Origin of the sequence: Hominisplanchenecus faecis (assembly GCF_020687205.1) — a bacterium.
GTDB classification, from domain to species: domain Bacteria; phylum Bacillota; class Clostridia; order Lachnospirales; family Lachnospiraceae; genus Hominisplanchenecus; species Hominisplanchenecus faecis.
Genome location: NZ_JAJEQE010000050.1, coordinates 1 through 24012 on the forward strand (window position 1 = coordinate 1; position 24012 = coordinate 24012).

The window sequence follows — 24012 nt, forward strand, 5'->3', positions numbered from 1 at the left end:
TTTCTACCGATCCTGTTGCATCTGCGAACCACTTGTCACAGCCATCGCAGGTGTAGTATGCGGAATTGCCCGCAGTAATGCAGGTGGCAGCTTTCGCAGCAACCAAAGTCAGATTGTGAGTGTGTTCTTCGTTTTTATTTTTGTAATAATATGTAACAACCGTTCCGTCCGAAACAATAGGCTTATTCAAGCCGTCAACCTTTATAAATTCATAATCATAAAGTGTTTTTGCCGGTGTTAAATCAAGCTTTGTGCCGTATGGCACGGTAAATGTTCCGCCGGCAGTGTTTGGAATTTCAGAGCCGTCCTCAAATTTATACTGAATTGAAACGGTTGTGTAGCGCTGTGTTTCCGTATTGTCGTCTGCAAGCACATTTCCGTTTTCATCGAGCACCTGAAATGCCACGGTATCGCCGCTCTTAAGCTGTGCATCAGACGGAATTTGATAAATAAGCGAGCAACTCTTTAAGCCTGAATTAAAGTCGCTTTTGATGTGATCCAAAGCACCGAGCGGCCAGAAATTTGCCTTATCATTCCAAACAGGAATGTCAAAGGTTTGTACTGTTTGAAGCGGATTCCCCGATGAATCGGTCGCAACGCTTCCGTCGGAGTGCTTAATCCACATTTTGAATTTTAATTGTCGTGCATTTTTATCTGAAATGTTTTGAATAACAGTTCTAAGCTCGATTTTTTTACCGTTCATATTAGTATTAAATCTGCTTTTGCTGTTGCCGCTCAAAAGTCGGTCATTGCGATTATATGTGTAATTATAATATGAACTTGTTTCAAGGTCGGTAAAATCAGACGGCTTTGAATAAGCGCCCGTATATTCCTTAACCTCGGGAGTTGCAACATAAAGGTCTACATCCTTAACAAGCTGAGACATTCGCTTGAAGCCCTGCAAACGGCAAACCTCACAGAATTGATAGTTTGTGTCTCTCATTATGCACTCATAACTTGAAACAAGCATTTTTGAGCCGTAAGCATTGCGGCAAGTATATGTGTTTCTAAAACCTAAAAGCTGTCGCCATTTTATCTTTTCCGGGTCTTCAACCGAGGAAAGATTGAGTGATTTAAGTTCCTTATCGTCAAGCAAATATCCGTTACTGTATTCATCACCGAGACCGAGCAAACCGTGTCCAAACTCGTGTGCAAAAGTTTTTGACGCACGATAACTGTCTGATGGCGAAATGAAATAATGGAAGCCGTATTCACGGTTATTATAAGCACCGCCGAAATCTGATTTTGTGTTTACAACCATAGCGAACTGAGCAATATAATCGTGAACATAATAATAAGGCTCATATTCCGAACCGGACGGAATTGTGTTTGGATCACACTTTTTTTTGATATGAGCATCGTGAATTTTCTCGATAAATTCAGGACCGATACATCTCTCAAAAATATGATTTTTCCACTGACTTCCGTGGAGATTATTAGAAATAACAGGCGAATTATATTTGTCGACTATAACATCAAAGAAGGTGCTTCCACCATTGTCAAAAGTCGATTCGGAAGCTGTGCAAAGAGCGTAAACATTGAATCTGTCGGCATAACTGCGATACGGCTCATATTTCATAGCGTCCTGCCAAAGTCGTTTGACATCATTGATGAATTTGCCCTGCTGACTTTTTGTGTATCCCTCGCCGCAAACGACAACAACCATATTTTCCGTGTCGCTGCGTGTTTTTTGGATGGTATAAACAGGGATGGTAGGATTAGAATATTTTCCGTCATTTGAATACCACGGGCCGAGGGTGAGCTGAATGCTTTGCTCGGTGCTGACATTCCAATCGGGATTTGCGTCCTCGGCAGGTTCTGAAATTGTATAATCATCCTCTTGCTTATTTGGAGCAGAGCCGATATAAGGACTGCTTTGTGAGCCGCTGCCGGAAGTTGTAACAAAATATTCGGAATCGAGATAAAATGCAGGTCTTACGCCCAAATCGGAATACCACGGAGCATAACGACCGACCTGACCCGATGAACTGATATAACGCATATCGTGATTGCAATCGGTAACAGGAGTGCGAAGCCAATAAGGCCAAGCCATACCGTCATTATTATACGCAACATAATAACCTTTGAGATTTTTCCACACGGCATTAGCCTGCTTTACATCAAGAAGAAAAACCTTTTCGGTTGTAGTTTCAAAATATGAACTGTCGTAGTTTGCCACCGCTTCCGAAATATCGGTGTAGTATAACAAATCCGAATTTGCGTCTCCATCAACTATGCCCTTGTTGTATTCGGGATGAGAAACGAGAGAACGCTGGGTAACGGTTTTCATTGCCGCAATTTCAGATTTTGAAAAAGCGTTGAGAAAACCCGCTTTTTCGTTGTACGCTCCCACACCGCTTACATATCCGTCTTTCGGAGGGTTGCCACAAAGCCAATCGACTTTGCCTTCAGCTGCGGTCGAATTTAACCAAGAACGCATATTGCTGTCTTTCCAATAGTTAGAACCGTAATCATCACGCTTATAGCTTCTGCTGTGTGATTTTGAATTGCTGTTGTCATTTGTTTTGGCATCATATGCAAGGGTGTCAACAATTTTGTCTGCAAGCATAAGCGGTCCGTTATTGTCAATGCTTACACATCGCCAAAGAATTGAGGCATTGTTATACGCGCCCATTTTAACATAGTCGCCAACTTTAATATCGGGCTTTGATGCCGCCTGAATGGTAATCGGCAAAACGGAAATTGCCATGCACAATGCCAAGAATATTGCGGTTATTTTTTTCGTCATTAAGGAACCTCCTTTATAAGCTATATATTTGCTTTTATTATATTGTAAGGTGTTATATGGGTCAATGAAAATCCAATTAAATTTTTGTTACTTTTACAGCCGACACATTTAATATTACACGAAGAAGAAAATCTTATTAAATATGCAAAAAGGCTTCTGCCCAAAACAGGGCAAAAGCCTTAAAAATTATGCGATTTTTAGGTTTAGTTACAAGCCAAGGGGGACTATTTCATCTGCCCGAAAACACGTTTTTGAAAAAAGTGTTGCAAAAGCGGTTGAACACAAAGATTTTCATATCCGATAAGCCTGAATTTTGCGGCGCAATCGGTGCGGGATTGTTTGCCGTTGACAGCGACAGATTGTTGGAAAGGCTCGAATGTAACGCCTTGAACATAAACCCGAAAAATCTTGTGATTTTAATCGGAACGAATGACATCGGCATAGGAGTTCCGACCGAGTACACCTTGAAAAATATAAAAGAAATTTTGCAAAGAACGCAGACACTTTGCTCGAATACCGCCGTAAAAAGCAGTATTCGGGCATAAAAAAGCCTCGGAACACGAATGTTCCGAGGTGATGGCAGATTATATCAACTGTCAAGTCTTTAAAGGTGGAGAATTGTGGCATCGTCATCACTTAATTCCCTTATAATAACCGGCACCTTTTCAATTCCTGCAAGTCTTGCTGCGTGAGTTCTTCTGTGTCCCGATATTATCTCGTATTCTTCGTCATTTGTTTTCCTTACCAATATAGGAAGAAGTACACCTCTTTCCCTTATTGACTCTGTTAATTCTTCCATCTTTTCATCATCCGACACCTTAAATGGATAATTGCTAAAATCATGTAATTTATCTACATCTATTTCTTTTAATCCATCTGTTATTTCCACTTTCAATAATTCATCATAACTTGTTAATTTTATTTTTTCTCTTACTTTACTCATGTACAAGCACCTCCTCTGTTAATTCTTCATAACTTTTTGCCACCTTTCCCCTTGGATCATGAATATATATACTCTTTCCCTCAGCACTTGTTTCTGCAGCTCTTACTGACATTGGTATTCTGCTGTCAAATATTCCAATTGTTTCTCCGTAGGTGCTCTCTAATGCCTCTAATATGTCCTTTGTATAGTTAGAACGCATATCAACCATTGTCATAACCATACCTTCTATTTTTAGCTCCGGATTTATCTGTCTTCTTACTCTGCTTATCGTCTTTATTAACTGCTGTAATCCTTTTACCGGTAAATACGATGCCTGAACTGGAATTAGTACTGAATTGGCACATACAAGCACATTAATAGTTATCATTCCAAGGCTTGGCATACAGTCAATGAGAATATAGTCATAGTTTTCTTTTATATTAGAAATAAATCTTTTCATTACTAATTCCCTGCTCATTACATTAACCATAGAAACCTCTAATCCTGCCAACTCTATGTTTGCCGGAATAAAATCAATATTTTCTTCATGTTTTAAAATTATTTTTGCATAATCGATTTCTTCCTCATTTACAACATCCATTAACACATTTGCCAATGAATACTCAATCTTGTCTGGTTCATCAATTCCAAGACTTACTGTCATGCTACCCTGTGGGTCTGCATCTATTAACACAACCCTTTTTCCCTTTCTTGCTAATCCAATACCTAAATTAACTGTTGTAGTAGTTTTTCCTACTCCACCCTTCTGGTTTGCTATTGCAATTACCTTACACATTTCTTTCTTCCTCCTTATACATTTTTTAGAATGAAAACTCATATCGGCTCTGATTATTGTGTTACATTTTCGTCTTACTAAAGAAACAGGAAGACTTCGCATCTAATTTGGTTGAACCAAAATTTTCCCAAACCAAACCAAAATAAACCAAAATTCTACGATAAGACGTGATAATTTATGATATTTTATGAATTTAAGATATTTTGCATTTTCAGGATTCAGAAAGCAAAAAAAATCCCTCAAACATACTAAAAATAGTACATTTAAGGGATTTTCTCCTCTATAATGTGGGTTTTCACCCGTTATAAAATAGAATTTTTTTTATAAAATCAAGTTATGATAACTTATGATTTATTTCATCTGTTTTGCAACTTCTTTTGCAAAGTTTTCTTCTTTTTTCTCCAGACCTTCGCCTGTTTCAAATCTTACGAAACCTTTGATTGTGATATTTGCGTTATTTGCTTTTGCTACTTCCTGAACGTATTTACCAACAGACTGTTTTCCGTCTTCTGCTTTTACATATACCTGATCCAGCAGACAGATTTCTTTCAGCTCTTTGTTGATACGGCCTGCGATCATGCCCTGGATAACCTTTTCCGGTTTCTGGGATTCTTTCGGATCGTTCATGATCTGAGCCAGCAGGATTTCTTTTTCATGAGCAATGTATTCTGCACTTACTTCGCTGTCGTTTGTGTACAGCGGTTTCAGAGCTGCAACCTGCATTGCTACGTTTTTAGCCATTTCTTTTACTGCATCGTTTACAACGTCTGTCTCAACGTCAACCAGAACACCGATCTTACCGCCCATGTGTGTATAAGAAGCTACGAAACCGTTTTCTTCTGTAACCTGTGTAAAACGACGGATGTTCATGTTCTCGCCGATGGTTGCGATCTGATGAGCCAGTTCTTCTTTTACAGTAGCGGACTCGCTGAATGTCCACTCTTCTTCCATAAATGCATCGATATCTGCTGCTTTTGTGTTCAGAGCCAGTTCTGCAACCTGTGCAACATATCCCTGGAACTTTTCATTCTTTGCAACAAAGTCTGTCTCAGCATTTACTTCTACTGCAACAGCTTTTTTGCCGTCTTCGGAAACTTTCAGCATTACGATACCTTCTGCTGCAATTCTTCCTGCTTTTTTCTGAGCGGTTGCCAGTCCTTTTTCTCTCAGGAACTCAACAGCCTTGTCCATATCACCGTCTGTAGCAGTCAGGGCTTTTTTACAGTCCATCATACCTGCTCCGGTCATCTCTCTTAACTCTTTTACCAGTTTTGCTGTAACTGCCATTTTATTTTCCTCCGGATAATAAGTGGTATATTTGCTTTGTATCTATTGATTATTCAGCTGCTTCTTCTGTTTCTGCAGCTTCTTCAGCTACTGCTTCTTCTGCACCCTGATTTGCTTCGATAACAGCGTCTGCCATCTTGGAAACGATCAGTTTTACGGCACGGATAGCATCATCATTACCTGGGATTACATAATCCAGTTCTTCCGGATCACAGTTTGTATCTGCAATACCGATCAGAGTGATACCCAGTGTATGAGCTTCCTGAACACAGATTCTTTCTTTTTTCGGATCTACTACGAAGATAGCATCCGGGATTTTCTTCATGTCTTTGATACCGCCAAGGTTTTTCTGCAGTTTATCCATCTCTTTTTTCAGAGCGATAACTTCTTTTTTCGGCAGTACATCAAAAGTACCGTCTTCCTGCATAGCCTCGATCTCTTTCAGACGTTTGATTCTGCTCTGGATGGTCTTGAAGTTTGTCAGCATACCGCCAAGCCATCTTTCGTTTACATAGTACATTCCGCATCTCTCAGCTTCTGTCTTAACAGCATCCTGAGCCTGTTTCTTTGTACCAACGAAAAGAACGGTACCGCCGTCAGCTACGATATCTTCTACTGCTTTGTAAGCTGTGTCTACCATACCTACTGTTTTCTGCAGGTCGATGATGTAGATACCATTTCTCTCTGTGTAGATGTATGGAGCCATTTTAGGATTCCATCTTCTTGTCTGATGTCCGAAATGAACACCTGCTTCCAGTAACTGTTTCATTGAAATTACACTCATGTCTTTTCTCCTTTTGGTTTTTCTTCCGTGTGCTTTTGCTTCCTAATCAACTGCCATGCAGCACCATCTTCAGAATCCACACACGTGATTATTTTTTGCCTCTGGTAGTGTATCATAAAAATTTTCCAAGTGCAAGCCTTTTTTCTGATTTCTTCGTGCTTATTCGTGACGCAGAGCATCGATCGGATCGAGGTTTGCGGCCTGTACCGACGGGAGCAGTCCGAACACGATTCCGATCACCATGGAAAACAGCACAGAGATCAGAATTGCCGGAATACTGATCGCCACCGGTGTCCCGGAAACTTTATGGATGACCTGTGCCAGAATATTTCCTGCGATCACTCCGATAATTCCGCCAAGACTTGTCAGCACAACCGCCTCCGTCAGAAACTGCGTCAGGATGCTGCGTTTCTTGGCTCCGATCGCCTTTTTCAGTCCGATCTCGCTCGTTCGCTCGGTTACCGATACCAGCATGATGTTCATAACGCCGATACCGCCGACCAGAAGAGAAATACTTGCGATCCAGATCAGCTGCGTGTTCATCGTGGCACTGGAACTCTGGATCTGTGCTGCAAGTTCCAGCACATTCGTTGCTTTGTATTTTACATCGTCTTCTTTTACATTCATATAGCCATTCAGGATATCTGCACTTTTCTGTCCGACTTTTGTCATCGTCTCGGTGGATGATGCACGTACCACAACATTCTGCGGCTCGTCATACTGATACGGAATGCACCAGCATGCGGAAGGAATGTAGACCACGCCAAGACTTTCGTTTCCTTTATAGTTATTATATTCTTCAAAGCTATTGATCGTCGGCTCAAATTCTTCCAGTTTCTGTGCAATGCCGATAACCGTAAACGGCTCTTTGTTGATCTCGATCGTTTTTCCAAGCGGACTTTCCTCCTGAAACAGGCTCGTCGCTGCCGACTGATCCAGGATCACGACTTTATGGAATTCTTTGTAGTCCTCTTCCCGGAAGGTACGGCCGGTACGCACTACATAACCGGTCGTACTGAAATAATTGTTGTCTACGCCAAGTACCTGTGCTCCCTGAAGAGAGTTATTATTATAATAAATACTGTCGGCATAACTTCTGCTGTAGTAGGCGGCGGCACTCTCCACACCGTCCACGTCTTTGATCTCCTGCAGAATATCATCTGTTATGGTCGGCACGCCTCTCGGTGCCTGTTCGTAATCCGACACCTGGATTTTTTCATCTGCACGGTAAAGCTCTACATCTACGGTATTGTTTCCTCCGCCGATCAGGTTCTGTTTGATCTGCTCATTCGTTCCCTGAATGGTAGAAACAATGGAAATAATGGATGCAATACCGATAATAATACCGAGCATCGTCAGCATAGAACGCAGTTTATGCGACCATACACCCTGAAATGCCAGTCTTATATTTTCTAACACATTCTACCTCCTGTTTTCAACTGCACGGCAAGTACTGAAAAACGCATGCCCGATCAGTATAACTGATCTGCGAATCCGCTTCCTTCCAGTTCTTTTACCGGTGCACCTTCTTTTACTGCTTTTCCGTATGGAAAGGCGATCCAGTCTGTCTCACTGACTCCTTCTTTTACTTCAATATAGGTGGAATATAATGTCTGTCCTGTACGGACATACTGTTTCTTCAGTTTTTTATTTTTTCCTTCTATATATACATAGCTCTGCCCGTTTTCCATGCGGATCAGTGCTTTTGGCAAATAAACGGAAGATCCGTTTCCGCCGTTTCCTTCGATCTGGATATCCACGTATTCATGATTGATCAGATCATCAGAATCCTCAATATAGGCAGTAAAAGGATAGCTGGAAGCATTCGGATTGCTGTCTCCGCCATAAGAATTGCCATCAGCGTTAGACGGATATTTGGAAATCTCTGTGATCTCTGCTGTGATCGGTGTACCGCTCTCCTGTGCCGTTCCGGTAATTGTGGAACCGACAACGACGTTTCCGAGATCCATCTCGCTAATCCTGCCCTTCACATACATTCCTTTGTTGCTTGTCACTGTCAGAAAAGCTTCTCCGTCAACCTGTCCGACTTTCGGATCACCGACGGTTTTCACCACGCCGTTGATTGTTGCTTTTATTGTCGCTTCATCCAGTTTCCGCTGTGCCTGGCTGACACTGACTTCTGCGTCACGAATATCCAGTTCCAGTTCTGCAATTTCTTTTTCCTTTTCAGCAATCGCTTTTTTCAGTTCTGATACTGTGTAAACGCCATCACCTGGTTCAAACGGGTTATCGCCCGGATCATCCGGCTCCCACGGTTCTTCCGGCTCTTCGATCTGCGGATCCTGAATATCCGGTACCTTCTTGGTGACGCCTTTGCTGCTGAAGATCCAGGTCACATCCGGGGCATATGCTTTGTCTGTATCAATCGTCCCGTTGACTGTCACGGACTTGATAAATCCGCCTGCCAGAGAATCTCCTTCCCTGATCTGCAAAACAGCATAGCAGCCTTTTCCGTCTTTGTTGATACCGCCTTCTTTTCTGGAACTGCCATCGGTATTAAAGCCAAGGATTTTGTTCATGAAAGATGCCGAAACCTCTGCTCCTTCTTTGCAAAGATAAACATATGGATCGCTTTTCGTCCCGCTTCCTTTATAGTATTTCGTCTTATAATCCAGTTTCTGATACGCCTTTGTCTTTGCAAGCGGAGAATCTTCCGTCTCTTCTTCTGTTTCTGGCTCGGATTCCGTTTCTGCCGGATATGACGGCTCCGTGGAAGGCGTCGTGCTTTCCGGCGTCTGGCTTTCAGTCTGCTGCGTTGTCTCCCCGCCGGCCGTTCCGGTGCTGTCACTGCCATCGCTGTTTCCGTCAATGACCTGCACATCCGCACCTGCTGCCGTGGAAACCAGTGAAACATTATGTTTCACAATCGCTGCCCTGGCTTCCTCATATCCATCTGCTCCACCGTCATCCAGATCATCTGAACTGTCATCCGGCTCATCCAGAGGAGAGACACCGGATGAGCTGCCTTCACTGTCTGCCACCGGTGTGATCTTCTTTAATTTTTCCAGATCATTTTTTGCTCCCTGCAGCTCCAGTTCCTGGATCTGTTTGTTGATCTGTTCTTCTTCCAGCTTCAGCTGCAGGAGGGTTTTGTCATATTCCAGAAGGGTGTCACCGATTTTTACTTTATCACCCTTTTTTACATAAACTTTTTCTACGATACTGTCACTTTCCAGGTAGACATCCTGTGAGGCATTTGCCGTAACATAACCGCTGGTCGAAGTACCTTCATCCCACCAGCCGCTGTTCAGGTAAGATACCTGCGTGACATCCACGGCACTGCCGCCGCCTCTTACGGCTCTTGCGATCCCCGTGATCGTGATCGCACACGCCAGCAGTGCTGCTGTTATGATCATCACATTCTTTTTTTTCAAAGAGTTTCCTCCTTTCGGTCACGTTCTGAAATCTCACCGTCAAAAATGTCAACGATCCGCTTTGCACACTGTGCCACATGGCTGTCGTGCGTAATCATGACAACGGTAACTCCTTCGTCATTTAACTTCTGGAAAAGCTCCATGACCTGATGACTGGACTTGGAATCCAGTGCACCGGTCGGCTCATCCGCCAGAAGGATTTCCGGATTGTTGACGATTGCCCTGGCGATTGCTACACGCTGTTTCTGACCTCCGGAAAGCTGATTCGGGATAAAATTCATACGGTCAGAAAGTCCGACCTTGTCAAGTGCCGCCGCCGCACGTTTCATACGCTCTGCTTTCGGTACGCCCGCATAGATCAGCGGCAGTGCAACATTATCCAGTGCCGTCTGTCTTGGCAGAAGCTGGAACGTCTGAAAGACAAAGCCGATCGTATTGAGCCTTAAATCTGCCAGGTCATTGTCTTTCATACCATCTACCACATGACCGTCCAGGATGAATTCTCCCTTTGTTGCACGGTCCAGGCAGCCCACGATATTCATAAGCGTGGACTTTCCGGAACCGGACGGACCCATGATCGCCAGATATTCTCCTTTTTCTACCTGGAGATTGATATCCTTCAAGACCGGAACAACCATGCTGCCCTGAATATAGTCTTTATATATATGTTTCAATTCCAATATCACTGTCTTTTCCTCCAATGCCGCATTATTCTGCACTTGCAGGACGATCTCCGGTTTCTGCTGCCCCGTCCGGCATGCTGCCTGCACTGTCATCTGCACTGTCGTCCGGATAATCTTCTTCATCCGGCATATTATCATCCGCACTGTTTATCATATCGGATGCACTTCCGGCCTCCTTTGGCATAACATCCTCGTCAGATCCTCCTATGATCTCTCCATCATCAGATCCGTTCATAACATTCGAATCCACACCATCATCCATACTTCCATCAGAGCCATCATCGCTGTTTTCATATATATCTTCGATATTTTTTGTTACTTTTTCGCCCTCTGTGATGGAATCTTCCGGGTAAGCGATATAATCATCCTCCGTCAGACCGTCCGTGATCTGATACTGATCAAGTTTTTCATCATATTCGCCAAGCGTTACTTTGCGTTTTTCGATCTTATCGTGCCTGCCGGCTGCCCAGACGTAAGGATCCTGTCCGTCTTCCTGGATGATATAATAGCTTGTCAGCCACAGGCCTTCTCTGTTTTCTGTCTGGCCTTCGTCTTTTTCCACATAAACATGCTGTCCGAGCATCAGGTCACTGTCATCCTCCAGATCAATGTAAAACGGATAGTTGCTGGAACTTGTCGTATCACTTGAAGAAGAGCTGCTCATATAATAGCCGCTGTCGCTGTTTTCCTCCGGATGCTCCAGATCGATCGTGCTTACGGTACCTTTCCAGGTCTGATTTTCGTCTACACGGGAATGTACGATCACGGCATCACCTTCATTTAAGGAAGTACGGTTCTGTTCATTTATCGTACCTTTGATGCGGTAATGTCCGGTCGATAAAAGCGTCATATACGCATTGGAATCATCCGAAGAAGAGCCGGAATATCCGGCACTGTCATCACTGGAATCGTTGATGGATTTTACGACTCCGTTGATCTCACTTGTCACTTCTGCTTCCTGAATGCTCTTTTTAAGCTGCTCGATCTCCTGCTGCGTGCTTTTCAGCTCGTATTCGCTCTTTTTCTGGTTGTTCTGGGCAGACTGGATACGCACAGTATAATCCAGCTGATCTTCGCTGGACGCATTTGCTTTTTCTTTCTGAAGTGTTGCAACATTTGATTTGTAAGTTTCGATATCCATCTTAATACGGTCGATCTCGATCTCTTTGCTAGAAAGGTTCTCCTCCGCTTCTGATGTATCATAAATAAAAAGCTTCTGGCCTTTTTTGACCTCATCGCCTTCTTTTACATAACATTCTTTTACCTTTTTGTCGGATGACTGTTTGATCGTCACCGTTTTCTGCGGCTCCACCACACCTGCGAAACGGTTCAGCTGTCCGGTACCGCTTCCAAGTCCCATGATCGATGTCACAGAATCCACATACACCAGATCTCCACTGTCTGAAGAACCGGATGAATGTCCCTTCAGAAAAACAAATCCAAAGATTGCCGCAACAAGGATCACGCCTGCCGCAGTCCCCCCTATGATCAATTTCTTTTTATTCATATTTACCTCCTGCCTCTGATTTATAAACAGATATTTCTCTGACCCGTACAGTATAACACATTCCCTTTTTATTGAATACTTAATTTTCTTTTAAAGTTTGAACGTTCTGTATTCACACTTCACTTTGCCATCAAAAAGGCTCCCGCATATGCAGGAGCCTTCCGGATATTTTATTCGATTTTTTAGATCAGCGGATATTTCTCCGTCAGACCTTTCACCAGAGCTTTTGCCCGTTTTGCAGCATTTTCTTCCTCTTTCAGCACGATGGCAATCGCTTCTGCGATCACATCCATGTCTTCGGTATTCATGCCTCTTGAGGTGACAGCTGCCGTTCCAAGTCGGACACCGCTTGTCACAAAAGCGGATTTCGGATCGTTTGGTATGGTATTTTTATTGCAGGTGATGTTGACCTCATCCAGCAGATTTTCTGCTTCTTTTCCGGTCTTTCCAAGGTTGGTCAGATCCACCAGCATCAGATGATTTTCCGTCTTTCCGGAAACAATGCGGATGCCGCGTTTTGTAAGGCCGCTGCAAAGTGCCTGGGCATTGTCAATAACACCCTGAGCATATATCTTGAAATCATCTGACAGTGCTTCTTTAAAGCAGACAGCTTTTGCTGCGATCACATGCATCAGCGGTCCACCCTGTGTGCCAGGGAAAATAGCTTTGTTAAAGTTAAATTTCTTTGCTGTTTCTTCGCTCGAGAGGATCAGACCGCCTCTTGGTCCACGCAGCGTTTTGTGTGTTGTGGTCGTTGTCACATCCGCATACGGGATCGGGCTTGGATGGAGTCCTGCTGCCACAAGTCCTGCGATATGTGCCATATCCACCATCAGATACGCACCGACTTCATCGGCGATCTCGCGGAACTTCTTGAAATCGATGATCCTTGCATAGGCACTGGCACCGGCTACGATCAGTTTCGGATGACATTCGTTTGCGATCCTTCTGACTTCTTCGTAATCGATCACGCCGTCATCGTTTACGCCATACGGTACAACGTTAAAATATGCACCGGAAAAATTTGCAGGGCTTCCGTGTGTCAGATGTCCGCCGTGTGCAAGGTTCATGCCCATCACGGTATCTCCCGGCTTTAACATGGCAAAAAAGACTGCCATATTTGCCTGTGCTCCGGAATGTGGCTGTACATTGGCATAGGTGCATCCAAACAGTTCTTTGGCACGGTCAATGGCAAGCTGCTCTACCTCATCTACACACTGGCATCCTCCATAATAACGTTTTCCCGGATATCCTTCTGCATATTTATTCGTCAATGGGCTGCCCATGGCTGCCATGACAGCTTTGCTTACCCAGTTTTCGGAAGCGATCAGCTCAATGTGGCTGTTCTGACGTTCCTCTTCTTTGATGATGCAGGATGCGATTTCCGGGTCTACGGATTTCACTTCATCTAACGAATACATATCTGATCCTCTCTTTCTGAAGTTTTATTCATTTGCAAGTTTGTTTAAATATATATAACTTTTGCAAAAATGTCAAGATGTTTGACAATATCTTTGATATCGGATAAAATAAATTTAAATTTGCTATAAGGAGGACGCTATGAACCGGAAATATTTTTCTGCCTCTCTGCTCCTGATCCTTTTGCTTCTGGTCATGCCTTTTTCGCTCGGCGGATGTTCCAAGGACTCTCCGAAACGTGCTGTCAAAAAGGAACTAAACCTGATCAAAGAGCTGGATGAGAGCACGATCAAGGCTTTTGTTTCCTATGAGGATATGATGAGTTCCCATTCTTCCAGCAGCGATGTCGGAATCGAGACAACTGAAGCGGTAAAACGGTTCTTTCAGAATTTCGATTATAAGATAAAGAGTTCTTCCGTGGAGGATAAGAAAGCGACGGTGCACGTAGAGATCACCAATCTGGATATGCGTGCCCTCGCAAAGGATATCTGTCTGGCTCTCGTCAAGAAAGGTACGGGCAGCGGCTCATCGGAAAATATGACGCTGAACTCTTATTTTGCACTGCTTGGCGATGTTTTATCCGAAAACACCTATGATCTGGTGACCACCGAAGCGGATATTAAGCTTCTGAAAACGGAGGATGGCTGGATGCTCCAGAATACGGATCAGTTGGAGGATGATCTGGTCAGCGGTTTTATCACCTATCTGAAAGATCCATATCTGGTCACACCGGAAGAGATCATTAACGTTGTCATGGAAGGGCTGAAAGAAAAGTCCCCGGACCAATGGAAATCTTATCTGAACATGCATGATATTTTTTCCACGTACAGCAAGGACTATGAGAAAGTGGACCATGCTCTTGCCGAACAATTAAGTAAATGTATCTCTTATAAAATCCTGTCGGTTCAGGAAGACCAGGCAGAAAAATCTGCCACGGCAACACTTTCCATCACCAGCCTGGATATGGAGCGTGTATTAAAACATTATCAGGATCTTCTGATACACTATGCGGCTACCTCAAAGTCACTCCGTGCCTCTTCTAGTGAGCTTGCTGATGAAACAGCCGCTCTGCTTGCACAGGCACTGACAGAAAACACCGACACGACGGATACCGAAGTGACGATCCATTTTACAAACAACGGTTCTTCCTGGGAAATCCAGCTGAACGAAGATTTCACCAATGCACTTCTTGGAAATGCCGGAGCTGCCATTCAGGCTTTTCAAAATGGATCCGTTGATGTTTCTGACAGTGTGTCGGATACAGAACAGTAAAAACCGACTCAGCGAACGAACGGTCATCCTGGTCGGAGATTGCAATCCGAATAAGATAAAAAATCCCGGATTTCTGAATTTCTTCAGTTATCCGGGATTTTCTGTTATCCTGTCTTTTTATTTTTCTTCTTTTTCTTCTTTTTTCTCGATCTCAAGACCAAGCTCTTCCAGCTGCTTCGGATCTACTTCATCCGGTGCCTGCATCATCAGGCAGGAAGCATCTTTTACTTTCGGGAAGGCCATAACTTCACGGATGCTGTCTTCTCCTGCCATCAGCATGATCAGACGATCCAGTCCGTATGCCAGTCCTGCGTGTGGCGGTACTCCATATTTGAATGCATCCAGAAGGAATCCGAACTGTTTCTGTGCCTGTTCCGGCGTAAATCCAAGTACTTCGAACATCTTGGACTGAATATCATCCTGGTGGATTCGGATACTTCCGCCACCGATCTCATTTCCGTTCAGTACGATATCGTATGCCTGAGCACGTACTGCTCCCGGATCGCTGTCGATCTTATCGAGGTCTTCTTCCATCGGCATGGTAAACGGATGATGCATGGCAACGAAACGATTTTGTTCTTCGGACCACTCAAGCAGTGGGAACTCCGTAACCCACAGGAAACGGAAATCGTCTTTTTTCAGCAGATCCAGACTCTTTGCCAGATGCAGACGCAGTGCACCGAGCACATCCCAAACAACTTTTTTCTTGTCCGCAGCAAACAGCAGTAAGTCTCCCGGTTCTCCGTCCATTGCTTTTACCAGTTCTTTTAACTGTTCTTCTTCAAAGAATTTTGCAAAAGAAGATTTGTAAGTTCCGTCTTCATTGACTGCCAGATATGCCAGTCCTTTGGCACCATAAGTCTTTGCTACTTCTACCAGTGCATCAATCTTCTTTCTCGGCATATGCCCCTGTCCTTTGGCATTGATACCGCGAACGGTTCCGCCGTTTTCCAGTGCTCCGGTAAATACACCGAATCCGCAGCCTTTTACGACTTCCGATACGTCCTGCAGTTCCATGCCGAAACGGATATCCGGTTTGTCAGAGCCGAAACGGTCCATGGCTTCCTGCCAGGTCATACGCTGGATCGGCAGCTGTACATCCACGCCGATCTCTTTAAAAATGTATTTCAGGAGACGCTCATTGACATCAATGACATCGTCCATATCAACGAAAGAAAGCTCCATATCGACCTGTGTGAACTCCGGCTGACGGTCTGCTCTTAAGTCCTCGTCACGGAAACATTTTGCGATCTGGAAATAGCGGTCGTATCCGGAACACATAAGCAGCTGTTTGAGCAGCTGCGGTGACTGCGGCAGTGCATAGAAGCTGCCCGGATGTACACGGCTTGGTACGAGGTAGTCTCTTGCACCTTCCGGAGTACTCTTGATCAGGATCGGTGTTTCGATCTCCAGAAATCCTTCTGCATCCATAAAGCGACGGATCGCTGTTGCTACTTTGCTTCGAAGCAGCAGGTTTCTTTGCAGGTTCGGACGACGCAGATCCAGATAACGATATTTCAGACGAAGTTCATCTCTTGTCTGGATATGCTCTTCGATCGGAAACGGCGGTGTCTCGGACTCGGAAAGAATACGCAGACTCTCTGCTCTTACTTCCAGCTCGCCGGTTGCAAGATTTTCGTTTACTGCTCCGCCGCGTTTTTCCAGTTTACCGGTTACGGCAATGACAAACTCACTTCTCAGCTTGCCGGCTTTTTCATATCCTTCGGTTCCGATATCATTCTCATCAAAAACAATCTGTAACAGACCGCTTCTGTCTCTTAAATCAATAAAGATCATACCACCAAGATTTCTTCTTTTCTGTACCCAGCCCATAACAGTTACTTCGCTGCCGATCGCTGCGTTTACGACTTCTGCACATCTGTGGCTTCTGTGCAGGCCTTTCATTGATTCAGCCATTTGCTTTTGTCCTCCTTTATTTGATGCCGTCACAGAAAAATTCTTTGAATTCTGTGTAGCCTTCTGCCGTCATCTGTTCCTTCTGGAATTTTTTATTTTTCTTCATCATATTGACGCTTACGATGTTGCCGTTCTTGCGTTCTTCTGCGGCTTCTTTGAAAATTGCAGCCAGCTTGTCACCCGGCATATTTTTCTCAATCAGATATGCTTTCTTACCCGCATTGCTCGGAACCTGATAATCACGCTCCAGAAGCAGCATGACAATACGTTCAAATCCGATGGAGAATCCGCATGCACAGGTCTTCTGACCGGTGAATTTGCCGATCATTTCATCGTAGCGGCCGCCTCCTCCGACGGAACCTCCGAATCCATCAATGCTGATCTCGAAGATCGGTCCGGTATAGTAGGACATACCGCGAACGAGGGTCGGATCGAACACGATCTGGAATTTTGCTGTCTTGACAGTGTCAACACTCTGGATGATCGTCTCCAGTTCTTCTGCGATCTTCTGATCCAGGAAGCCTTCCAGAAGTTCTTTTAAGCGGCGTACACCGTTTATATCTTCGGTCACCTCATCAAACAGGGACAGGTACTTGTCGATGCTCTCTTTTGCAAATCCTTCTTTTTCCAGCTCTTCTGCCACGCCTTCTTTGCCGATCTTGTCCATCTTATCCAGAATGATAAAGACGGTATCGTAGCTTTCTTCCGGAAAACCGCTGCATGCTGCCATGGCTTTTAAGATCCTGCGGTCGTTGATGCGGATCGTAAAGTTTTCAAAGTCCAGTTTGCCGACCAGCGTGGAAGTTGCCAGGATCAGCTCGATCTCTGCCAGGATCGTCGGCTCGCCGAGGATATCGATATCACACTGCATGAACTGGCGGTAACGGCCTCTCTGCGGTCTGTCTGCACGCCATACATTTCCCATCTGCAGTGCTTTGAACGGACTTGGCAGATTGTTTGCATTGTTTGCATAATATCTGGACAGCGGAACAGTCAGGTCGTACCGTAGTCCGCCGTCGACCAGATCCATCTCGGTTTCGGCCGTGTCGATCTTCAGTTTTTCGCCTCTTTTTAAAATCTTAAAGATCAGTTTTTCGTTTTCTCCGCCCTGCTTGCTGGAGAGGTTCTCGATGTGCTCCACGCAAGGTGTCTCGATGGAAGAAAATCCAAACGTTCCGTAAGTATCTTTGATCATACGGATCACGTAATCGCGGATCTCCATCTCGCGTGGTGTAATATCTTTCATGCCGGTTACCGGCTTCTTCTTCATTGCCATAAAGTATCCTCCTCTAAATCCCATTTCATCTGTTCACATGTCCGAAGCCTTTCACAGATGACCTCATCATGAATGATCTCCAGAAAACACAAAAACAGTTTCAGGTCAAAATTTTTTATTTCTTCAATCATAATGGCAACCGCCTTTTCCCATGAAAAAGCTCTGCGGTACGGTCGATCGGAGATCAGTGCCGCAAACACATCACAGATCCGAAGGATCCTCGCCCCAATGGGGATCTCATCTTCCTTCAGGTTCGATGGGAAACCGCTGCCGTCATAATTTTCGTGATGATATAAAATGCTTTTCATGATAAAATCCGAATAATGATTTTGCGATGTGATCGCATATCCCAGTGTCGGATGAAGCCTTACATACTTGATCTCTTCGATCGTAAGCGGCTTCTGTCCTTTCTGATACACATATTTTGCCATCTCAAGTTTTCCGATGTCATGCAGAAGTCCTGCGATCGACAGCTCGTGGCACTGTTTTTCTGACAGTCCCGCCTTTCTTGCAAGCTCTCCGGCCAGAATACTGACCATCATCCCATGCTGCAGTTCTTTGCTCAGGCTGAACTGTATGATATTATACCCGGTTTTTTTCATAGTCACAATAACCCTGTTTCTTACGTTCTATCATTTCATCGATCCGCTCGATATAGTTTTTAATATCCTTTACATTTTCCGCACGCTCAATACGGTCATTCATCACAAACTTGGTCGAAGCACCGGCTCCAAGTGCCAGGATCGACTGCTTCTCTTCCATGATCAGGATATTGTAAATGCCTTCTTTTTCCGGTTTTGCATATCCGACATTCTCAAAATTGCCCTTCATATTCTTCTGGCGGTAGAGATAATATGGGAACATACCGGCTTTTGCCGCATACTGCTCCGTCATCTCCATGATCCTCTGATTGTTTGTGAAAGTCATCTCTTTATATTCATCTTTAAACAGGTTGAGACGTGCCGCACGTTTGATGGCCAGAGAATGTACGGTGATGCTGTCCGGATCAAGAGATAACACCTCCTGCATGGTGTGCTCCACCTCTTCGATGCCTTCTCCCGGAAGTCCTACGATCAGATCCATGTTGATATTGTCAAACCCAAGCTCTCTGGCATCGGCAAATGCCTTTCGGATGTCTTCCACCGTATGCCGTCTTCCAATGATATCCAGCGTCTTCTGGTTCATCGTCTGCGGATTGATGGAAATCCTGGTCACCGGATGCTTTCGGATCACAGCCAGTTTCTCCCATGTGATACTGTCCGGTCTGCCCGCTTCCACAGTATACTCTTTTATGTGGCTGATATCAAAACATTTTTCCACTTCAGACAATAAACGCTCCAGCTGATGCGGCTCCAGCGTGGTCGGCGTGCCCCCTCCGATATAGATCGTATCCAGGACCTGACCGGCCCACATACTCGCCGTTTCCCGGATTTCATGGCAAAGTGCATCCAGATAATCATCGACCTTATTTTTCCACACTTTTAACGGACTGGAACTGAACGAACAGTATGCACAGATCGTTGGGCAGAATGGAATCCCGATGTAAAGGCTGTATCCGTTTTTATAGTCAATATCCTCCAGGATATGACGTTCTCTGTTGGCAATTGAAACAGCCAGTGCCGTTTTTTCCCTGCTGACCAGATACTGCTCCCTCATGATCTTTGCCGTCTCCACGTTAGAATGTCCGGCATCGATCAGTGCCATCGGTATTTTCGTCGGCCGCACACCGGTCAGTGTTCCCCACGGAAGTTCCTGTCCGGTTCTTTTCTGCAGCATATGGTACAGCAAAATTTTTGTCTGATTTTTTCTTTCTTTCCGCCCGTGCATCTCTTCTGTGAGCCACACGCCTTCTTCCTGACGTTTCCGTTCACCGCTTACACGCTCGATGCGGATGCTTATCTTATTTTTCCCGTAAAAAAGAGAGATTTTTTCATCGTATTCCGCTGCCGGACTGTCATCGTCAGACAAAGCGATCTCTTCTTCCGGATAAAACGATTTCACCAGATTGTATACATCATACTCAAAATCTCTCTTTTGGAACTGTATTGCTATCATCTGTTCTACTCATTTCATTTTTATTTGCAAACGTTCCGGTCGGCACAAAGCCATGATCTACCGGACAATGTGTGCCTCGCGGAGCGTTTATCTTAGTCGGAGTCAAAACTTCCGCTAAGATAAATACGGGTTAAATCTTTGTTCATAGGCAATCGTCGTTATTTCCTGGTGTCCCGGATAAACGACTGTATCACCCGGCAGATTCTCCGTCAGATACTGCACGGAACACACGATCTGTGACATGCTGCCGGTCGGAAAATCCGTTCTCCCGACGCTGGTGCGAAACAGTGTATCCCCGGAAAACAGTACTCCTTCTTCCGGCAGATAATAACAGACACCGCCCTTTGTATGCCCCGGTGTCTCGATCACCTTGATCTTAAACCCTGCAAGAGTCAAAGTTTCCTTATCTCTCAGCAGACGGTCTGCACGGATCGACAGAGCAGCAGCCCAGGAAGCAGAAAGATTGTAACTGCCATTTTCCAGTACTTCCTCTTCCTTCTCGCCGGCATAACACTGTACACCTTTAAAATATGCTCTTAAATCATCCGCCGCACCGATATGATCAAAATGACCATGCGTGAGCAGAATCCCCTGCAATTTCAGGCCATCCGCCTCAATCTTCCGGATGATCCGCCCGGCATCATCCGCCGGATCGATCAGGATCAGTTCCTTTGTTTTCTCATTTATCACAAACCAGGTGTTGGTCTGCACCATGCCAAGCACCATCTTTTCTATTTTTATATTTCCCATAAACGCCTCCTCTGATCAGCCTGAAGTACGCTGGATATCGATCACACTCTCGATCTGACGTATCTTGGCAGTCAGGCTTGCAAGTTCTTCTTTGCCCTGTACATCAAAGGTAAGCAGGATCGTGGCAACGCCCTGTTTGTTCACACGGCAGTTCAGAGAACTCAGGTCAATCTTCCGTTCTGTAAAAATCTTGGAAATATCCACAAGAAGTCCGGTACGGTTGTATCCGAAAATCTTGATCTCTACGGTGTAACGTTCGTTTTTATCCTGCTCAGATTTCTGCCATTCTGCCTCGATCAGTCTTGCCCTGTCTGTTTCTGAAAGGTTCATCACATTTACGCAGTCTGTCCTGTGAACGGAAATGCCGCGCCCCCTTGTCACAAATCCAACGATCTCATCTCCCGGAACCGGTGAACAGCATTTGGAGAAACGCACTGCCACATCATGGATGCCTTTTACGACAATGCCGTTCCCGGATTTGGCGATCCGCATCTTTTCTTTGCCCTCAGCAGCTTCCATGATATGCTCATCCGTGATCTCCTTCTGGTGCTGCTTGTTGTACTCATCCAGAAGCTTGTTGACAACCTGTCCTTCTTTCAGACCGCCATGTCCGATCGCTGCCAGTGCAGAATCCCAGTCACGAAAACCATACTTACGCATCACACTCTCCATGTAAGACGGTTTCATCAGGTCGCTTAATGTAATACTACGGCTCTTGCAATAAGCTGCCATCAGTTCCTTACCGCGGGTGATATTGTCTTCTTTTAATTCATTGCGGAACCACTGGTTGATCTTGTTCTTTGCCTGGGCACTCTTTACGATCTTCAGCCAGTCACGGCTCGGACCTTTGGAATTCTGCGAAGTGATGATCTCGATACGGTCCCCGTTCTGGATCACATAATCGATGTTGACCAGCTTGCCGTTCGCCCTGGCACCGATCATCTTGTTTCCGACCGCACTGTGGATGCTGTATGCAAAATCGATCGGTGTGGAACCATTTGGCAGATTCTTGACGTCACCAGCCGGTGTGAAACAGTAGACACTTTCTGCAAACAGATCCAGATCGCTCTTTAAGAGACTCATAAACTCTTTGCCGTCCGACATATCCTTCTGCCATTCCAGAATCTGTCGCAGCCAGCTCAGTTTCTCTTCTTCCTGTTTGGAAACATTGACGGTTCCTCCGTTGTTTGATGCTTCTTTGTATTTCCAGTGTGCCGCAATACCATATTCTGCGGTACGATGCATCTCAAAGGTACGGATCTGTATCTCAAACGGTCTTCCGCCAGGTCCGATCAGCGTCGTATGCAGAGACTGATACATGTTCGGCTTCGGCATCGCAATATAATCTTTAAAACGTCCCGGAATCGGTTTGTACATCTCATGTATCACACCGAGTGCCGCATAACAGTCCTTGACCGTATCTACGATGATACGCACTGCAAAAAGATCATAGATCTGATCGAGCGTTTTGTCCTGGTTTACCATCTTTTTGTAAATGCTGAAGAAATGTTTGACACGGCCGTCGATCTGTGCTTTGATACCCGCTTTTTCGATATGGGCACGCACTTCTGCGACAATACCGTCCACAAATTTCTGGCGTTCTGTTTTACGCAGAGCAATCTTTTCTACCAGATCATAATAAACTTCCGGCTCCAGATATTTCAGCGAAAGGTCATCCAGCTCTACCTTGATCTTGGAAATACCAAGTCTCTGAGCAAGCGGAGCATAAATATCCATCGTCTCTCTCGCTTTTTCTTTCTGTTTTTCCGGCTTCATATATTTCAGCGTACGCATATTGTGAAGCCGGTCTGCAAGCTTGATCAGGATCACACGGATATCCTTTGCCATGGCAAGGAACATCTTACGCAGGTTCTCCGCCTGTACTTCCACCTTATCTGCAGAATAGCTCAGCTGTCCCAGTTTTGTAACGCCATCCACCAGAAGTGCGACCTCTGCCCCGAACTCTTTGGTGATCTCCTCCGTCGTCATGACCGTGTCCTCAACCACATCGTGAAGCAGTCCTGCAACGATCGTCTCTTTGTCCAGCTCCAGATCTGCCAGAATGATCGCAACGCAAAGCGGATGAATGATATATGGTTCTCCGGATTTTCTCTTCTGACCCTCATGTGCCTCATAAGCAATCTTGTAAGCTTTTTCAATCATGCTGATATCCGTGGATGGATGATATTTCTTCACGCTCGCGATCAGTTCATCATACAAGATCTCCGGACTTGTAAAATCCTCCATGGTTTTTACATTCGCATCGGCTTTTTTGATCTCCGCTTTTTTCATCTCTGAATTTTTTATTTCTGTCGTTGTATCTACTTTGTTTTTTTCGTCGCTCATAGCCAGTACCCTCTTTCCGGAAATCCGCAGAAAGCAGATTCTGAATCTGCCCCTGCAACCATCTATTGTCTACTGTTTTTATTTCCCATCATAGCAGAGTACAGACTCTACCTCATATCCTTTTAATCTCTCACGGCCTTTTAATCCGGCCAACTCCATAAGGAAAACAACCTTTACAACTTCTCCGCCGAGTTCCTCAACCAGTTTGATCGCAGCTTCGATCGTTCCGCCTGTAGCAACCAGGTCATCTACCAGCACAACTTTCTGTCCCGGTTTGATAGAATCCTTATGCATTTCAATCACAGCACTTCCGTATTCCAGGTCATATTCCATGCTGACCGTCTCACATGGCAGCTTGCCTTTCTTTCGAACCGGTACAAATGCCTTGTGCAGGTTATATGCAATCGGTACACCAAAAATAAACCCTCTGGACTCTGTGCCGACAACGACATCAAACTCGGTATCTTTCAGCTTGTCCTGCATGGACTGGATTGCCAGATGCAGTCCGTCCGGATCCTGCAAAATCGTTGTGATATCGCGGAAAATAATCCCCGGCTCCGGGAAATCAGGTATACTTCTTACATATTCTTCCAGTTTTTTCATATGTCTACTCCTCCTGTACATGGCATTTGTTTTTAAATCCTACTGTTTTGCAGATTCTCTTTAATCATTTATTCAGTATATCATCCCGGGATTATCTTTGCAAGACTCTACCTTTTGCTTGATAGCAAAAAAGACCCCCGCTTCTATAAGCGAGAGTCTTTTCCGACCAAGTTCAAGTCGAACGCACGTGAGACTTGGCACGCGATTCTGGTCAGCTTTGCTGACATTTACCCAACAGAATCGCTGTGCAT

At 44.8% G+C, this 24012-nt stretch carries 19 protein-coding genes; 2 read left to right on the top strand and 17 right to left on the bottom strand.

The window, feature by feature from the left end; genetic code table 11:
* A partial coding sequence (locus LKD42_RS12105) for a M64 family metallopeptidase (protein ID WP_248835846.1) occupies positions 1-2749 on the bottom strand: 2749 nt, incomplete at its 3' end.
* A 188-nt stretch (positions 2750-2937) separates the two neighbouring features.
* On the opposite strand from LKD42_RS12105, the gene LKD42_RS12110 reads away from it, so the two are divergent.
* On the top strand, positions 2938-3294 hold the full coding sequence (locus LKD42_RS12110; protein WP_176781641.1) for a GDSL-type esterase/lipase family protein: 357 nt from the start codon (positions 2938-2940) through the stop codon (positions 3292-3294).
* Between the two features lie 59 nt (positions 3295-3353).
* Here the strand turns inward: LKD42_RS12110 and LKD42_RS12115 are convergent, their stop codons facing one another.
* The 9 genes from LKD42_RS12115 to glyA form a co-directional block, all read right to left on the bottom strand.
* The gene (locus tag LKD42_RS12115) at positions 3354-3692 is read right to left on the bottom strand and encodes a ParB N-terminal domain-containing protein (RefSeq protein ID WP_176781640.1); all 339 of its coding nucleotides are present in this window, start codon (positions 3690-3692) and stop codon (positions 3354-3356) included.
* Positions 3685-4467, bottom strand: a complete 783-nt coding sequence (locus tag LKD42_RS12120) for a ParA family protein (protein ID WP_248835847.1) — start codon at positions 4465-4467, stop codon at positions 3685-3687. Before LKD42_RS12120 ends, LKD42_RS12115 begins: the two co-directional genes overlap by 8 nt.
* A 351-nt stretch (positions 4468-4818) precedes the next feature.
* Positions 4819-5754, bottom strand: coding sequence for a translation elongation factor Ts (gene tsf, locus LKD42_RS12125; protein WP_248835848.1), 936 nt, complete (start codon positions 5752-5754; stop codon positions 4819-4821).
* A 49-nt stretch (positions 5755-5803) separates the two neighbouring features.
* The gene (rpsB, locus tag LKD42_RS12130) at positions 5804-6538 is read right to left on the bottom strand and encodes a 30S ribosomal protein S2 (protein ID WP_147631213.1); all 735 of its coding nucleotides are present in this window, start codon (positions 6536-6538) and stop codon (positions 5804-5806) included.
* 159 nt (positions 6539-6697) lie between these two features.
* A complete protein-coding gene (locus tag LKD42_RS12135) occupies positions 6698-7957 on the bottom strand; it encodes an ABC transporter permease (protein ID WP_248835849.1) in 1260 nt (419 codons plus the stop codon).
* A 53-nt stretch (positions 7958-8010) separates the two neighbouring features.
* Complete coding sequence (locus tag LKD42_RS12140) at positions 8011-9933, bottom strand: efflux RND transporter periplasmic adaptor subunit (RefSeq protein ID WP_248835850.1); 1923 nt, start codon at positions 9931-9933, stop codon at positions 8011-8013.
* A complete protein-coding gene (locus LKD42_RS12145; RefSeq protein WP_334301366.1) occupies positions 9930-10619 on the bottom strand; it encodes an ABC transporter ATP-binding protein in 690 nt (229 codons plus the stop codon). Before LKD42_RS12145 ends, LKD42_RS12140 begins: the two co-directional genes overlap by 4 nt.
* Positions 10620-10641: 22 nt before the next feature.
* Positions 10642-12123 carry an efflux RND transporter periplasmic adaptor subunit gene (locus tag LKD42_RS12150; RefSeq protein ID WP_248835851.1) on the bottom strand — a complete coding sequence of 494 codons (1482 nt, stop codon included), beginning with the start codon at positions 12121-12123 and terminating at the stop codon, positions 10642-10644.
* Between the two features lie 182 nt (positions 12124-12305).
* Complete coding sequence (glyA, locus tag LKD42_RS12155) at positions 12306-13544, bottom strand: serine hydroxymethyltransferase (protein ID WP_248835852.1); 1239 nt, start codon at positions 13542-13544, stop codon at positions 12306-12308.
* A 139-nt stretch (positions 13545-13683) separates the two neighbouring features.
* On the opposite strand from glyA, the gene LKD42_RS12160 reads away from it, so the two are divergent.
* A complete protein-coding gene (locus LKD42_RS12160; protein WP_248835853.1) occupies positions 13684-14814 on the top strand; it encodes a hypothetical protein in 1131 nt (376 codons plus the stop codon).
* 117 nt (positions 14815-14931) lie between these two features.
* Here the strand turns inward: LKD42_RS12160 and aspS are convergent, their stop codons facing one another.
* The 7 genes from aspS to LKD42_RS12195 form a co-directional block, all read right to left on the bottom strand.
* Complete coding sequence (gene aspS / locus LKD42_RS12165; RefSeq protein WP_147631207.1) at positions 14932-16731, bottom strand: aspartate--tRNA ligase; 1800 nt, start codon at positions 16729-16731, stop codon at positions 14932-14934.
* Between the two features lie 16 nt (positions 16732-16747).
* Positions 16748-18007: a histidine--tRNA ligase gene (gene hisS / locus LKD42_RS12170; protein WP_248835854.1), complete on the bottom strand. Its 1260-nt coding sequence runs from the start codon at positions 18005-18007 to the stop codon at positions 16748-16750.
* Complete coding sequence (locus LKD42_RS12175) at positions 17998-18609, bottom strand: HD-GYP domain-containing protein (RefSeq protein WP_248835858.1); 612 nt, start codon at positions 18607-18609, stop codon at positions 17998-18000. Before LKD42_RS12175 ends, hisS begins: the two co-directional genes overlap by 10 nt.
* Positions 18590-20062, bottom strand: coding sequence for a coproporphyrinogen dehydrogenase HemZ (gene hemZ, locus LKD42_RS12180; protein ID WP_248835855.1), 1473 nt, complete (start codon positions 20060-20062; stop codon positions 18590-18592). The genes LKD42_RS12175 and hemZ overlap by 20 nt, the downstream gene beginning before the upstream one ends.
* 114 nt (positions 20063-20176) lie before the next feature.
* Positions 20177-20812, bottom strand: coding sequence for an MBL fold metallo-hydrolase (locus tag LKD42_RS12185; protein ID WP_248835856.1), 636 nt, complete (start codon positions 20810-20812; stop codon positions 20177-20179).
* Positions 20813-20827: 15 nt separating this feature from the next.
* On the bottom strand, positions 20828-23104 hold the full coding sequence (locus LKD42_RS12190; RefSeq protein ID WP_226911899.1) for a RelA/SpoT family protein: 2277 nt from the start codon (positions 23102-23104) through the stop codon (positions 20828-20830).
* A 132-nt stretch (positions 23105-23236) separates the two neighbouring features.
* Positions 23237-23761, bottom strand: a complete 525-nt coding sequence (locus tag LKD42_RS12195) for an adenine phosphoribosyltransferase (protein ID WP_022120063.1) — start codon at positions 23759-23761, stop codon at positions 23237-23239.
* Positions 23762-24012 lie beyond the last annotated feature (251 nt).

Excerpts from the sequence above, each read along its gene's own strand:
- LKD42_RS12110 (WP_176781641.1), top strand. The coding sequence starts at position 2,938 with ATGCGATTTTTAGGTTTAGTTACAAGCCAAGGGGGACTATTTCATCTG.
- LKD42_RS12115 (WP_176781640.1), bottom strand. The coding sequence starts at position 3,692 with ATGAGTAAAGTAAGAGAAAAAATAAAATTAACAAGTTATGATGAATTA.
- LKD42_RS12120 (WP_248835847.1), bottom strand. The coding sequence starts at position 4,467 with ATGTGTAAGGTAATTGCAATAGCAAACCAGAAGGGTGGAGTAGGAAAA.
- tsf (WP_248835848.1), bottom strand. The coding sequence starts at position 5,754 with ATGGCAGTTACAGCAAAACTGGTAAAAGAGTTAAGAGAGATGACCGGA.
- rpsB (WP_147631213.1), bottom strand. The coding sequence starts at position 6,538 with ATGAGTGTAATTTCAATGAAACAGTTACTGGAAGCAGGTGTTCATTTC.
- LKD42_RS12150 (WP_248835851.1), bottom strand. The coding sequence starts at position 12,123 with ATGAATAAAAAGAAATTGATCATAGGGGGGACTGCGGCAGGCGTGATC.
- glyA (WP_248835852.1), bottom strand. The coding sequence starts at position 13,544 with ATGTATTCGTTAGATGAAGTGAAATCCGTAGACCCGGAAATCGCATCC.
- LKD42_RS12160 (WP_248835853.1), top strand. The coding sequence starts at position 13,684 with ATGAACCGGAAATATTTTTCTGCCTCTCTGCTCCTGATCCTTTTGCTT.
- aspS (WP_147631207.1), bottom strand. The coding sequence starts at position 16,731 with ATGGCTGAATCAATGAAAGGCCTGCACAGAAGCCACAGATGTGCAGAA.
- hisS (WP_248835854.1), bottom strand. The coding sequence starts at position 18,007 with ATGGCAATGAAGAAGAAGCCGGTAACCGGCATGAAAGATATTACACCA.
- LKD42_RS12175 (WP_248835858.1), bottom strand. The coding sequence starts at position 18,609 with ATGAAAAAAACCGGGTATAATATCATACAGTTCAGCCTGAGCAAAGAA.
- hemZ (WP_248835855.1), bottom strand. The coding sequence starts at position 20,062 with ATGATAGCAATACAGTTCCAAAAGAGAGATTTTGAGTATGATGTATAC.
- LKD42_RS12185 (WP_248835856.1), bottom strand. The coding sequence starts at position 20,812 with ATGGGAAATATAAAAATAGAAAAGATGGTGCTTGGCATGGTGCAGACC.
- LKD42_RS12190 (WP_226911899.1), bottom strand. The coding sequence starts at position 23,104 with ATGAAAAAAGCGGAGATCAAAAAAGCCGATGCGAATGTAAAAACCATG.
- LKD42_RS12195 (WP_022120063.1), bottom strand. The coding sequence starts at position 23,761 with ATGAAAAAACTGGAAGAATATGTAAGAAGTATACCTGATTTCCCGGAG.